Raw genomic sequence first — 14,014 nt, 5'->3', positions numbered from 1 at the left:
CTCTATTCATTCTCTCACTGTCAATCGATTAAATAAAGTTTGAACGCTCGCTAACAACTTAGACTATGGCAATTTTCAGTAGTTTTATGACATATTTGTGTACAAAATTATTTTTTATTTATTTTAAACGATAGTATACCTAATTATGTAAGCTTCTAAACTCTAACATATCAAAAACTTAAAGATATCCAAAAGTCAATATAAGCATAAAAAAAAGCCCTTAAAAGTATAACAACATTTAAGGACTTACGCAAATATTAAATATTTGTAAACTCTTTGTACTCATTTAAAGCTTTTAAAGCACGTTCAGCATGTTTTTCTCCACGCTCTTGTTTTGATTTAATTTTTTCACCTAAAGCAGGGAATAAACCAAAATTGACATTCATTGGTTGGAAGTGTTTTGAATCAGCTTCTGTAATATATCGTGCCATGCTTCCAAGTGCTGTTTCAGCAGGGAATATGCATAGATCTTGTTGTAACGCTAAGTGCGCTGCGTTAATACCAGCAATTAATCCGCTACCTGCTGATTCAACATATCCTTCAACTCCAGTCATTTGGCCTGCGAAGAAAATATTTGGATGACTTCTCAATTGATAAGTTGGCGCTAATGCTTTTGGTGAATTGATAAAAGTATTACGATGCATGACACCATAGCGAACAATTTCAACATTTTCCAAACCTGGGATCATACTAAACACTTCTTTTTGTGCTCCCCATTTTAAATGCGTTTGGAAACCAACGATATTGTAAAGTGTGCCAGCTGCATCATCTTGTCGAAGTTGTACAACTGCAAATGGGCGTTTACCTGTTTTGGGATCTTCTAGACCCACTGGTTTCATCGGTCCAAATAACATCGTTTTAGGACCGCGTTCTGCCATTACTTCGATTGGCATGCAACCTTCAAAGTATTTCTCTTTTTCAAACTCTTTTAATGGTGCCTTTTCTGCTTCAACTAATGCTCTTTGAAAAGCATAAAACTCATCTTCTGTCATAGGACAGTTTAAATAAGCTGCTTCTCCTTTATCATAACGTGATTTTAAATATACTTTATCCATATCAATACTGTCTTTTTCAATGATTGGTGCTGCGGCATCGTAAAAGTATAAATAATCTTCACCAGTTAGACTTTGAATTTTATCAGCTAAAGCTTTCGAAGTAAGTGGACCTGTTGCAATAACTGTAATACCTTCTTCAGGAATTTCTATTACTTCTTCATTAATCACTTCAACAAGTGGATGATTTTTTACTTTTTCAGTGATATATCCTGAAAATTCATGACGGTCAACTGCAAGAGCTCCACCAGCTGGTACGGAACATTGATCTGCAGCTTCTATGATTATAGATTCTAATTGGCGCATTTCTTCTTTTATAACGCCGACAGCATTTGTTAAATTATTTGCGCGTAATGAGTTACTGCAAACAAGTTCTGCAAATTTATCTGTATGGTGTGCTGGTGTTTGTTTAACTGGTCTCATTTCGAAAAGACGTACATTTACTCCTCTTTTCGCAATTTGCCAAGCAGCCTCACTTCCAGCTAAACCTGCTCCTATTACATTTACTATGGGTGTCATTTATTGCTTACCTGCTTTCTTAAATACATCATTGAGTAGGATCTTCCTTATAGTCACAACTTGTACATTGGACTTGAATCCCTTTTTTGATTTTCTTTTCTACTAGAAGTTCGTTACATTTTGGACATGGACGGTTAATTGGCTTATCCCATGATATAAAATCACAGTCTGGATAACGGTTACATCCATAGAAAACTCGTTTTGTCTTGCTCTTTCTTTCAACGATTTCGCCCTCTTTACATTTTGGACATTTAACACCGATTTCTTTCACAATAGCTTTTGTATTACGACATTCTGGGAAATTACTACATGCCATGAATTTTCCATAACGTCCTAGTTTAAAGACCATTGGTGAACCACAAACTTCACAATCTTCACCTGCCGGTTCATCCTTAATCTCTACTTTTTCCATTGCAATTTCAGCGTGTTTCAAGTCTTTTTCAAACTTTTGATAAAAGTCATCGATAATCTTGATCCATTTGACGTTTCCATCTTCAATACTATCTAAGTCTTTTTCCATTTGTGCTGTGAATTCGATATTAATAATACCTGGGAAGAATTCAAGTACTAATGCATGAACAATTTCCCCCAGTTCAGTTGGTACAAAACGTTTTGCTTCCAGAGATACGTATCCACGTTTTTGAATTGTATCTAATGTTGGTGCATAGGTTGATGGTCGCCCAATTCCCAACTCTTCTAATGTTTTTACAAGACGCGCTTCTGAAAAACGTGGTGGTGGTTGAGTGAAATGTTGTTTCGGCTCAATTTCTAAGCTTTTTACTATATCCCCTTTTTCCATTGGAGGTAGAAGTTTATCTTTATCTTTTTCTTCTTTTTGATCATCAGAACCTTCAATATAAAGTTTCATAAATCCTGGGAATTTCAAATTTGAACCTGTTGCTCTGAAAATAATATCACCATTTTGAAGATCTGCTGTTACTGTATCTAGAATAGCTGGTGCCATTTGGCTTGCTACAAAACGGTCCCAAATTAAACGATACAGTCGTAGTTGGTCTCGAGATAATACGGCCTTTAATTGGTCTGGATGGCGTAGCGTACTTGTTGGTCGAATCCCTTCATGCGCATCCTGTGCATTTTCTGATTTTTTTGCTTGTTGGGTAATAAGTGTTGTGTATTCATTACCATAAGTTTGCTCAATGTATTCATGAGCTTCTTTTTTTGCTGTTTCAGAAATTCGAGTTGAGTCAGTACGCATGTATGTGATTAAACCAACAGTACCTTCTTTTCCAATATCGATCCCTTCATATAGTTGTTGCGCTAGCATCATTGTTTTTCGTGCTCGGAAATTCAACTTACGTGCAGCTTCTTGTTGTAAAGAAGAAGTGGTAAACGCTGGAGATGCATTTCGTTTACGTTCTCTTTTCACAACTTTTGCAACTTCAAAATCTTCACCTTTTAGTTGGCTTAAAATTTGTTTAACTTCTTGTTCATTTGACAATTTAATCTTTTCTTTTGTATTACCATAGAACATTGCATCAAACGATTGCTTACCTTTTTGGAAACTACCATCGATTGTCCAATATTCTTCTGGTTGAAAGTTTTTGATTTCATTTTCACGGTCAATTATAAGGCGTAAAGCAACTGATTGAACACGACCAGCGGATAAGCCTTTTTTGACTTTCTTCCATAGTAAAGGACTTATATTATAACCAACAAGACGATCTAAAATTCTTCTAGCTTGTTGTGCATCTACTAAATCCATATCAATAGGACGAGGATGTTTAAATGATTCTTTTATAGCATCTTTTGTGATTTCATTGAATACTACTCGGCAATCAGAATTTGCATCGATATTTAGTGCTGTTGCTAAGTGCCATGCAATTGCCTCACCTTCGCGGTCTGGATCGGCTGCGAGATAGATTTTTTTTGCTTTCTTTGCTGCTGTTTTCAAGTCTTGTAATACTGGTCCTTTACCACGAATTGTAATATATCTTGGTTCGTAATTATTTTCTGTATCAATACCCATTTGACTTCTTGGTAGATCACGAACATGACCAACTGAAGCCTTTACTTTATATTTTTTCCCTAAGTATCGCTCAATAGTTTTTGCTTTTGCGGGCGATTCTACTATAACTAAATAATCCGACATTTAAGTTCCCCCTTATAGAGGTAATGTTTCTTTTTCAAAAGAAATTCCTGTTGCAAAATGTATAACAGAATTTGGTTTTTTGCAACCTTTTTTCATTTTGAAAGTAAAAAACCTTCTATTTCTTCTATAATTTGATACCCAGTCCATACTGGTGTTGCCCCCTCTAAAAGTAATTTATGAGGGCCTTTAGAAAGCGGTTCCGTTATATCTCCTGGTACAACGAATATATGCTTTCCATTGTCTAAACCATGTTCGATAGTACTTAATGTTCCACTTTTTTCTTTAGCCTCTGTGACGAGTATTCCTTCTGAAATTCCACTAATAATCCGGTTACGCATTGGAAAATACCACCTTTGAGGTTTCACATAAGGTGGATATTCGCTCATTAGTAAATGGCTTTCCTGCATAAATTCTGCAAGTTTTCGATTTTCTTTTGGATATAAATGAAATAAGCCATGTCCAAGAACTGCAATCGTTTGACCTGAAAAGCGAATTGCTGCTTCATGAGCCATTCGATCAGCGCCTTTTGCTAATCCACTTACTATAACATAATTATGATCTATTAATGGCGGTACAATAAAGTTTAATATTTTATCAGAATAGTTTGTTGCTTGTCTTGAACCAACTATTGCGATTCTACGCCAATTCTTTAATATGTCAATTACGCCTTTTGTATAAAGTACAACTGGTGGGTCATATAATGCAAGTAATTTGTTGGGATACAATGGATGATTAAATGGGATGGGGAAGATGTTTTGGGCCTCGTACGCCTCTTTCAATGGGGAATTGAGCGTTCTTTCATAGCTTTCTTTCAATTTACTAGCTTTTTCGACAGATATATTTACATATCTAGCAATCTCTTTTTGTGACATTTGTTCTAGATTCTGTAAATCCGGATCTACATTAAGTAATGGTTGTATCCTGTTTAGGGGCACAGGAAAAACATAATGTAGTGCAAGAAGCCTTTCAGTAAAATTGACATCCAACATAACTTTCCTCCATTATTATATAGTTTTTTCTTTGTTTTTGTTAAGAATAACTATTATTCATCCACAATATGGATTTTAACAAACGAACGAATATTACCAATTTAAGTAGTATATTAGGAAAAAGTGTAGTACTAAGTAAGTACTACACTTCCACTTTAATGGGTTTTACATTTATCGTACAACCCTTTTTCTTTAATTACTCGGATAAATGTCTCACCAATAACTGCAGGTGTTTCTGCCACTTCGATTCCGCATGAATTCATGACTTTAATCTTTTCAGCTGCAGTACCCTTACCTCCAGAAATAATGGCTCCTGCGTGTCCCATACGTTTTCCAGGAGGAGCTGTTTGACCACCAATAAAACCTATAACAGGTTTTGTCATATTTGCTTTGACCCATTCAGCAGCTTCTTCTTCAGCTGTTCCGCCGATCTCACCAATCATAATCACGCCATAAGTATCAGGATCCACTTCAAATTCTTTTAAAACTTCGATGAAGTTAGTACCATTAACAGGGTCACCGCCGATTCCAACTGCTGTGGATTGTCCAATTCCTTCAACTGATAATTGATGTACAGCTTCATATGTTAATGTACCAGATCTTGATACTACACCAACATGCCCCTTTTTATGAATATATCCTGGCATAATACCAATTTTACATTCATCTGCTGTAATCACTCCTGGACAGTTCGGACCAATTAAACGTGTTTTCTTACCTTCCATGTAACTTTTCACTTTAACCATATCTAGCACAGGGATATGCTCTGTAATACAGATAACCATATCTAAATCTGCATCTACAGCTTCTAAAATAGCATCTGCTGCAAAAGGTGCTGGTACATAGATTACAGATACATTAGCCCCTGTAGTATCTACTGCATCCTTTACTGTATTAAAAACTGGTACGCCTTCTACTGATGAACCAGCTTTACCTGGTGTAACACCTGCTACAATTTTCGTACCATATTCGAGCATTTGTTTTGTATGGAAAAGAGCTGTTGAGCCTGTAATACCTTGTACCAATACTTTTGTATCTTTATTGATATAAATACTCATCTCGGGTTCCGCCTTTCTAACCTACAAGTTCTACAATTTTTTGAGCACCATCAGCCATTGAATCTGCAGCAATAATATTTAAGCCTGATTCATTTAATAGCTTTTTGCCCAAATCAACATTTGTTCCTTCTAAACGTACTACTAACGGTACATTTAGACCTACTTCTTTCGCAGCTACAATTACCCCTTCTGCGATGACATCACATTTCATGATACCTCCAAAAATATTAACGAAAATCCCTTTTACATTTGGATCAGAAAGGATGATTTTAAATGCTTCTGTTACCTTTTCTGCAGTAGCACCGCCGCCAACATCTAAGAAGTTTGCCGGGCTGCCACCATAGTAACTAATTGTATCCATTGTAGACATAGCAAGACCTGCACCATTTACCATACATCCGATACTTCCATCTAATGTGACGTAATTTAAATCATACTTTGATGCTTCGATTTCTTTTTGATCTTCTTCATCGAAATCGCGAAGCTCAACGATGTCTTTATGACGATAAAGTGCATTATCATCAAAATTGAACTTTGCATCTAGCGCTTGAACTTCTCCATCTCCTGTTACAGCAAGTGGATTAATTTCAAGTATAGATGCATCTTTTTCTATGAACGCTTTATATAATCCTAGCATTAGATTTGCAGCTTTATTTATCAATTTAGTAGGAATATTCATATTAAATGCCAAACGTCTTGCTTGGAAACCAGTTAAACCTACTACAGGATCTACTACTTCTCTGAAGATTTTCTCTGGTGTTTCTGTTGCAACTTCCTCAATATCCATGCCGCCTTCTTCAGAACCCAATACTGTGACTCTCGAAGTTGCACGGTCTACTAAAAAGCTCAGATAATATTCCTTTTTAATATCTGAACCAGCCTCTATGTATAGGCGTTTGACTTCTTTCCCTTCTGGGCCTGTTTGATGTGTGACAAGCACTTTACCTAACAGTTCTTTTGCGTATGAACGCACTTCTTCTAAATTTTTTGCGATTTTGACACCGCCTGCTTTCCCACGTCCACCTGCATGGATTTGGGCTTTCACTACTATTACTTTGGAATCTAACTCTTTGGCAACTTTAACAGCTTCTTCTGGAGAGAATGCAACTCTACCAGCAGGAACCGATACCCCATATTGTCGAAGAATTTCTTTTCCTTGATATTCATGGATATTCATCCTTGTTCCTCCCATCTAGATTTCATAATATTATGAAATATATTATTATTGTATATAATTCAAGGATTATTGTCCATAGTCTACTTTATTACGCTTTTTCAATGAAAAAATACATATTAAACTATAATCGGAAAAGAACAAATTTTCTGAAATATAGATTAGTATTTCTATTTTTATAAAGATTCATGTTTTTGATCAAGTCGATAAATGAAAGCAAACACTTCAGCTACCGCTTGATAAAGTTCTTCTGGAATTGATTCATTTAAATCTAATTGTCCTAATAATTGGACAAGAGTCGGGTCTTGCTGAATAGGGACATGATGAAGCGCAGCTTGTTCTAAAATATTGTCAGCAATCTTTCCCTTTCCTTTTGCAATAACCTTTGGAACATTAGAATTTATCTTATTGTATGAAAGCGCAACTGCTTCTTTTCTCATGTTTTTTTCATCTGTCATCATATTCGAATATCGACTCCCTTTTTGTTATTAACAGTCGTCGATAATGAAAGATTGTTTAATAACGGTTGTTCCTTAGTATAATTTTTAATAAATAAACCTGATAAATGATAATCATACTTTGCTAAGGATGTTTTAAGAGATGATTTTAACGGTTTTGCTAATTCTTCTATGCCTGCTGTTTCATTGTAAACAGTAATTGTCACTATGCGGTTCTGCACTTGCATGTCAACAACTGTCTCTTTTAGTGAATGAAGTTGTAGATAAAAGAGTATGCGTGCATATTCTGCATCAATTTTACCGTCATCCTTCATACGACCATTCCACTGTAATGTCGCTTCTGTTTTTTTACCAAAAAACTCTAATGGGACTTGCATAATTAGTTGATGAAGTGGTCCGTTTTCTCCTGATAAATACTGCATACCATTCATACGTGCGACAACTTGTTCTGCTACACTTTTCGTTTGGCTTGAGACTGAATCATCTTGTAATAATCCAACTAATTGTGGCTTTAATTGTTGTGCAAGTTCTTTTACATCAGATGATTTATCTCGCAACCTTGCCTCATAACTAAGTCCTAAATGATGCAAAGTCTGTTTGATTGCTTTTTGAAAGGCACTGCTATCTAGATGATTAGCTATGTGATGCTCCGCCTGTTCTAGCATTTGCTGTAACACTGGAGCAGTTGCTTTCATCGTTAATTGATTAACCCTTTCAAGGACTTGGTTGTTCTCTGATATTTGCGGATTCAACATAAACATTAGCTGTTCTTTAGCTGATACCCCTTGCGAATTTATTTGAAATGGCTTTTGTTGTATCGATTCTATTAAACCCTTTTGTAATTGACTTTGGAACTTTTTTATAAAATCATTCAATGCCGCAGAGGTACTCTTTACAACATCAAAGTTCTCCACCATCCGGAGGAGCCCTTCTTTTTGTGTTGTTGATAGGAAAGACTCATTTTTGATAGATGATTTAATCTGTGATAACCATTTTATTTTTTCACTTGGTGTTGCTAATTGTTGTTCATTCATTAATAATTTCATCGTTTGTGGGATTGAATTTTTTGTATTAGTACGATTTGTAAATTGTTTTAATCCGTTTTCCCAGTTGAATAGATTAGCGTTTTTTTGCAATATCTGTGCTTCTTTTAATAGTTGTACTATAGCTAATTGATCCGTTTTGGATGTTGAAGGATTTGAGAGCATATCTACCATTTTGGCTAAAAGTACTCCACCAGTTTCCTCTGAAAAAGGTTTACTGACCATTTGTATTTTGTTAGCAAGTTGTTCCCGTACACTTTCGCCAATTGACATGTCTTGTTTTATTAACTGTTGTAAATGATCCAGTGTATCTATAAATCCTTGTTTTAAACTACCTTGGAGTACTGCTTGGAAAGTATCTTGCTGAATTGGCAATCTTAAATTAACTAATTTTTGTATGACGGTTAAAGCTTCTTTTGAAGGGATACTTGGTAATCCCTTCAAAAGTTGCTCAGCCTGTTGTAATAGTTCCTTTGAAAATGGCAAATTATTATTCAAAAAGTATGTAGTGATTTGTTTCATATCATTTGTTTGCGGAAGATGTAATGCATCGAGTAATTGACTAACCTGTTTTGACAAAGGTACTGAGGAAGCCATAGGTCCTGATATCACTCTTAGTTGTAAATCTGGTTTCACCCCCGACACCTGGAAATAATGCGACTTACCTAATTGAAGGGGTACTTCCATTTTTGCCATTATACGATCATTACCAATTTGGACTTCTGCCATCTGATTTGGATAAAGTTGTTTGATCGTTCCATGAATAACCTGTCCTTGTTTTAGTGCAAGTGGTTGCTTTTGATTCATAGTCCCATTTAACTGATGAAGACTTACAGTTGGTATTAATGAATCACTCATATCAATCATCCTTTCTGAAGAATCATCGATTTTATCGGTTCGAATGTTGTACGATGGATATCTGTTGGTCCGTATTGATTTAATGCTTCTAAATGTTGTTTCGTACCATATCCAGCATGCTTTTCAAAACCATATTCAGGGTATTTCTTCGCCATTTCTTCCATATAATGATCTCTTGCTGTCTTTGCAAGGATAGAGGCTGCTGCAATTGCTAAGCTTTTCGCATCACCCTTTATAATTGACTTTTGGGGAATATTAATAGGTAAAGTCATTGCATCTGCTAATACGAAATCAGGTTTTATAGTTAATGATTCTATCGAAGCTTTCATTGATTGTTTTGTAGCTTCATATATATTAATCTCATCTATCACGCTAGCAGGCTGAAAATGAATGGCTGTTGCAATTGCACATTGTTCGATCTTTTCAATAAAAGCTTCTCTCGCTTCTTTAGATAGCTGCTTCGAATCGTTCAGACCAATTAATGTGGGACATTCTTCCGGAAGAATGACAGCAGCAGTTACAACAGGACCTGCTAACGGACCACGCCCAGCTTCATCAGTCCCTGCAATAAGAGCCATTGGAAACCTTCTAAACGATTCATCAAACGCAAGTTTTTTCTCATGCTCTAATACTAAATGGTCATACTTTTCTTTACGATGATACCATTGTTCTAATGCTTTTTTGACGCCTTGCCGTGTGTCTTTTTCAAGTTCAGCCATCCAAGGTTGCCATTCCTTTTCTTTTAACAATGATTCTCTAATTTCTTTAATCGTGCTCAATTTGAAATCCCCTTTAGTTATATTGTTTTTATCGGCAACTCTTTTGTCTAATTAATTAATTTATATTAATGAAAAGGTCTAAATAATTAAATGTATGGAATTATAAAACCTCAGAAAAAAACCTTTTTTACCAAGGGTAAAAAAGGTAGCTCTTTATGATGCAAAGTCTTCTACGAAGTCAAAGGTTAACTTACCTAACTGCTGTCCTCTGATATCACGTACAATGAGTTCTGCAACTTGGTCGTAATCAATTTCTCCGCCAGAAATGTAAACACGTCTTAACTTTCCAATATGGTCAAATGTCTCTACGATTTCTTCACTTAAATCTGAAATTCCATAACGTTCTTCCATTCGACCAGAATAATGATTACTTAAAAACTTTAAACCATAGATAGCAAGATCATCCATATTGGTAACGGTATCTTTTATAGCACCGGTTAAGGCTAACTTATACCCTACTTCTTGATCTTCGAATTTTGGCCATAATATTCCTGGTGTATCGAGAAGTTCTAACTCTTTCCCGACTTTAATCCATTGCTGTGATTTAGTGACACCGGGTGTATTTCCTGTTTTCGCAACATTTTTCTTTGCTAAACGATTGATTAATGTAGATTTACCTACATTAGGAATACCAACAATCATCGCTCTAATTGCACGAGATTTTAAACCTTTTGCTTTCATACGTGCCCATTTGTCTGCAAGCAATTCTTTAGCAGCATTTGTTACTTGTTTTAAACCTTTTCCATCTAACGAATTGATGGCTATTGCCTTTTGGCCTTGCTGTTCAAAATAAGTAAGCCATTTTTTTGTTTGAGCTTCATCAGCCATATCAGCTTTGTTTAATATTAATAATCTTGTTTTTTGATGAATGACTTCGTCAAGCATCGGATTTCTTGAAGACATAGGTAATCGCGCATCAATTAGTTCAAAAATAATATCTACAAGTTTCAAATTCTCAGTTACTTGTCTGCGAGCTTTGGCCATATGTCCTGGAAACCATTGAATGGTCATTTAGTTCACTCCTATATGTTAATTCACTTTGCCCATTTGATCGAGTGGCCAAAAGACTACAGTTGTTTTTCCAATAATTTTATCGACAGATACGAGTCCTATATGTCGGCTGTCCTTACTATATCGTCTGTTATCTCCCATTACAAAAACATAATTTGGTGGTATCGTATCACCTTGCACACCTGGAATATCTTTCAGTGTAAAGTCTTCAGTTAAAGTGCCACCATCTGTTATTTCGTTTTTGTACTTTTGTAAATATGGTTCACTAATAGCTTTACCATTTATATATAATTGATCGTTTTTATATGCTACTTTATCACCTGGTAAACCGATTATTCGTTTTATATAATCTTTTTGTTCGGGTGCATGAAATACGACAATATCAAAGCGATGAATATCTCCAATACGATAGCCAAGCTTATTTACGATCATTCGATCTCCATTTACTAGTGTAGGCATCATTGATTCACCGTCCACCACAATTGGTGTAAATAGCAAGTATCGAATGCCTGCTGCAAGAGCGAATGCAATAATTAATGCTTTCGTCCATTCCCACAACTCATTCTTATCCTTTTTTTGCTTCCCCATATCAATGCCCCCTTGACTAATCTCTCTATATATTGTACAAGGAATTATTCATTCAGGCAAAAAGAAAGAGAGCTTGTATAGCAAGCTCTCTTTTTCTTTAAAATAAGCTTATCGAATTTCTTTAATACGAGCAGCTTTACCACGTAAGTTACGTAGGTAGTATAATTTAGCACGACGTACTTTACCACGACGAGTAACTTCTAATTTAGCAATTTTTGGAGTGTGTAATGGGAATGTACGTTCAACTCCAACACCGTAAGAAATTTTGCGAACTGTGAAAGTTTCGCTAATACCGCCACCACGACGTTTGATAACTACTCCTTCGTATACTTGGATACGTTCGCGAGTACCTTCGACTACTTTAACGTCGATTTTCACTGTATCACCAGCACGAAATGCAGGGATATCAGTACGAAGTTGTTCTTTAGTGATTTCTGAAATAATGTTTGACATTGTTTTCTCTCCTTAGACAGATGCTCTTGCAGGTCACACTGGTTGCTACAGCGGAACACCGTAATACGGCATTTCATAGAAATGCATCTCAAATATTATCATAAATAATGATCAGTTGCAAGTGTTTATACTTTACAGCTTTTTAAGTTCTTCTAAATACTTTTGTTGTTCAGAAGACAGTTCTATATGGTCAAGCAAATCCGGTCTTCGTTCAAAAGTACGTTTTAATGATTGTTCCATGCGCCATTGTTCAATTTTCGCATGATTTCCTGATAATAATACATCTGGTACCTTCATACCACGGAAATCTGCAGGTCGTGTATAGTGTGGATGTTCTAGTAATCCCGTAGAAAACGAATCAAGAACAGGTGAATCATCATTACCAAGAACTCCTGGCAATAGTCGAACGACACTATCGATTATAGTCATTGCTGCTAATTCTCCGCCGGTTAATACGAAGTCGCCAATTGATAGCTCGTCTGTTACTAAGAATTCTCGGATTCTTTCATCATACCCTTCATAATGACCACATACGAAGACTAAATCCTCTTCTCCCGCTAATTCTTCAGCTTTTGCCTGTGTATAGCGTTCTCCTTGTGGACACATAAGTATAATGCGTGGTTTCTTTCCTTCCTCTACAAGGGCTTCTACAGCATTAAATAGGGGCTCTGGTTTTAATACCATTCCTGCTCCACCGCCATAAGGATAGTCATCAACTTGTGAATGTTTATTTTTAGAGAATTGTCTAAAATCTGTAACGGATAATTTTACCGCTTCCTTGTCTTGAGCTTTCTTTAATATGGAAGATCCAAAAACTCCGCTAAACATTTCAGGAAATAGAGATAATACGTGGATATTCATCATGATAGTAAACCTTCTATTACATTGATTACAATTTTCTTTTCATCAATATCAATTTCTTTTATAAATTCATCTACTACAGGAATGTAGTGATCTTTTCCATCTACACCTTTTACAGTCCATACATCATTTGCTGCTGTTTCAAAAATCTCTTTAACTGTACCAATTTCTTTTCCATCTTGATCATAAACTGTACATCCTACAATTTCATGATAATAGAATTCATTTTCTAGCAATACATCTTCTTCAAGTTGTTGCTCATTTACCTTTAATATGCCATCACGGAAATGTTCTACATCATTAATGTTAGGATAGCCTTCAAATGATAGAAGGATAAAGTTTTTATGTGGTCGTGAAGAAGCAATGGTTAGTAATATTGGATTTTTTTCACCTTGTTTGAATAGAGCAAGTTGTTTACCAACAGCATATCTTTCTTCAGGAAAATCGGTTTGAGATATGACACGTACTTCACCGCGTATTCCATGGGTATTGACAATTTTACCTACGTTATACCATTCCATATTGTTCACCTCTTTAAATATGGGATTATTTTTAGCGTTTTCAGTGGGTTTTATCCAACTTCGGGCGCGTTCCGCTTTTATTTTTATCCGGCTCCATGCGCTAGCCCTTGAGGGTGCACAGGATGTGTACCCGATTGCGTTGCCACATGATGTGGCGCCTTTAGGCTATCTTCTTTAAAAACTCCCTCGGTCAAAAGCTGCGATGACGCTTTTTGAGTCGGGCCTTCCAATGATTTCTGGGTCTGAACGAGCCACCTACGCTTTTTAATAAAAAAAGGAAGGAACGTTTGCTCCTTCCTAGTTTAATCTAGAATGTCGATATAAGTCTTCTTTTGGTGATTACTGCTTGCTGCTGAGTAAACAATTGTCCGTATTGCTTTTGCAACTCGTCCTTGCTTGCCAATGATCTTTCCGATATCACTAGGATGAACAGAAAGTTTATAAACAATTCGATTATCGTTTTCGTCTGTAATAACTTTTACTTCGTCTGGATAATCGACTATAGGTTTTACGATTGTCTCAATCAGCTGCTGCATGTTG

At 35.9% G+C, this 14,014-nt stretch carries 14 protein-coding genes; all 14 read right to left on the bottom strand.

Features of this window, described 5'->3' with window-relative positions; translation table 11 throughout:
• Positions 1 to 257: 257 nt before the first annotated feature.
• The 14 genes from trmFO to ACWV26_RS04520 all read right to left on the bottom strand — a co-directional run bounded on the left by trmFO (position 258) and on the right by ACWV26_RS04520 (position 14,010).
• Positions 258 to 1,571, bottom strand: coding sequence for an FADH(2)-oxidizing methylenetetrahydrofolate--tRNA-(uracil(54)-C(5))-methyltransferase TrmFO (gene trmFO, locus ACWV26_RS04585; RefSeq protein WP_455897194.1), 1,314 nt, complete (start codon positions 1,569 to 1,571; stop codon positions 258 to 260).
• Positions 1,572 to 1,599: 28 nt separating this feature from the next.
• Positions 1,600 to 3,681, bottom strand: coding sequence for a type I DNA topoisomerase (topA, locus tag ACWV26_RS04580; protein WP_455897193.1), 2,082 nt, complete (start codon positions 3,679 to 3,681; stop codon positions 1,600 to 1,602).
• Between the two features lie 92 nt (positions 3,682 to 3,773).
• Complete coding sequence (dprA, locus tag ACWV26_RS04575; protein ID WP_455897192.1) at positions 3,774 to 4,670, bottom strand: DNA-processing protein DprA; 897 nt, start codon at positions 4,668 to 4,670, stop codon at positions 3,774 to 3,776.
• Between the two features lie 155 nt (positions 4,671 to 4,825).
• Positions 4,826 to 5,728, bottom strand: a complete 903-nt coding sequence (gene sucD, locus ACWV26_RS04570) for a succinate--CoA ligase subunit alpha (protein WP_455897191.1) — start codon at positions 5,726 to 5,728, stop codon at positions 4,826 to 4,828.
• A 16-nt stretch (positions 5,729 to 5,744) separates the two neighbouring features.
• The gene (gene sucC / locus ACWV26_RS04565) at positions 5,745 to 6,905 is read right to left on the bottom strand and encodes an ADP-forming succinate--CoA ligase subunit beta (RefSeq protein ID WP_455897190.1); all 1,161 of its coding nucleotides are present in this window, start codon (positions 6,903 to 6,905) and stop codon (positions 5,745 to 5,747) included.
• A gap of 173 nt (positions 6,906 to 7,078) precedes the next feature.
• Positions 7,079 to 7,360, bottom strand: a complete 282-nt coding sequence (locus ACWV26_RS04560) for an EscU/YscU/HrcU family type III secretion system export apparatus switch protein (RefSeq protein WP_455898176.1) — start codon at positions 7,358 to 7,360, stop codon at positions 7,079 to 7,081.
• Positions 7,360 to 9,261 (bottom strand): hypothetical protein, encoded by a 1,902-nt coding sequence (locus ACWV26_RS04555; RefSeq protein WP_455897189.1) that lies wholly within the window; start codon positions 9,259 to 9,261, stop codon positions 7,360 to 7,362. Before ACWV26_RS04555 ends, ACWV26_RS04560 begins: the two co-directional genes overlap by 1 nt.
• Positions 9,262 to 9,266: 5 nt before the next feature.
• A complete protein-coding gene (locus tag ACWV26_RS04550; RefSeq protein WP_455897188.1) occupies positions 9,267 to 10,040 on the bottom strand; it encodes a ribonuclease HII in 774 nt (257 codons plus the stop codon).
• Between the two features lie 153 nt (positions 10,041 to 10,193).
• A complete protein-coding gene (ylqF, locus tag ACWV26_RS04545; RefSeq protein ID WP_455897187.1) occupies positions 10,194 to 11,051 on the bottom strand; it encodes a ribosome biogenesis GTPase YlqF in 858 nt (285 codons plus the stop codon).
• A gap of 18 nt (positions 11,052 to 11,069) precedes the next feature.
• A complete protein-coding gene (gene lepB, locus ACWV26_RS04540; protein WP_455897186.1) occupies positions 11,070 to 11,639 on the bottom strand; it encodes a signal peptidase I in 570 nt (189 codons plus the stop codon).
• 108 nt (positions 11,640 to 11,747) lie between these two features.
• On the bottom strand, positions 11,748 to 12,092 hold the full coding sequence (gene rplS, locus ACWV26_RS04535) for a 50S ribosomal protein L19 (protein ID WP_102692685.1): 345 nt from the start codon (positions 12,090 to 12,092) through the stop codon (positions 11,748 to 11,750).
• Between the two features lie 132 nt (positions 12,093 to 12,224).
• Positions 12,225 to 12,953 (bottom strand): tRNA (guanosine(37)-N1)-methyltransferase TrmD, encoded by a 729-nt coding sequence (gene trmD, locus ACWV26_RS04530; protein WP_455898175.1) that lies wholly within the window; start codon positions 12,951 to 12,953, stop codon positions 12,225 to 12,227.
• Positions 12,953 to 13,474 (bottom strand): ribosome maturation factor RimM, encoded by a 522-nt coding sequence (rimM, locus tag ACWV26_RS04525; RefSeq protein WP_455897185.1) that lies wholly within the window; start codon positions 13,472 to 13,474, stop codon positions 12,953 to 12,955. The genes trmD and rimM overlap by 1 nt, the downstream gene beginning before the upstream one ends.
• Positions 13,475 to 13,776: 302 nt before the next feature.
• Entirely contained in the window at positions 13,777 to 14,010 is a 234-nt protein-coding gene (locus tag ACWV26_RS04520; RefSeq protein ID WP_455897184.1) for a KH domain-containing protein, read from the bottom strand.
• Between the last annotated feature and the right edge of the window lie 4 nt (positions 14,011 to 14,014).

The sequence above is a fragment of the Rummeliibacillus sp. JY-2-4R genome, from assembly GCF_053847205.1.
The sequence above is the reverse complement of the archived record's forward strand: the minus strand, read 5'-3'. Positions and strand labels throughout refer to the sequence as shown.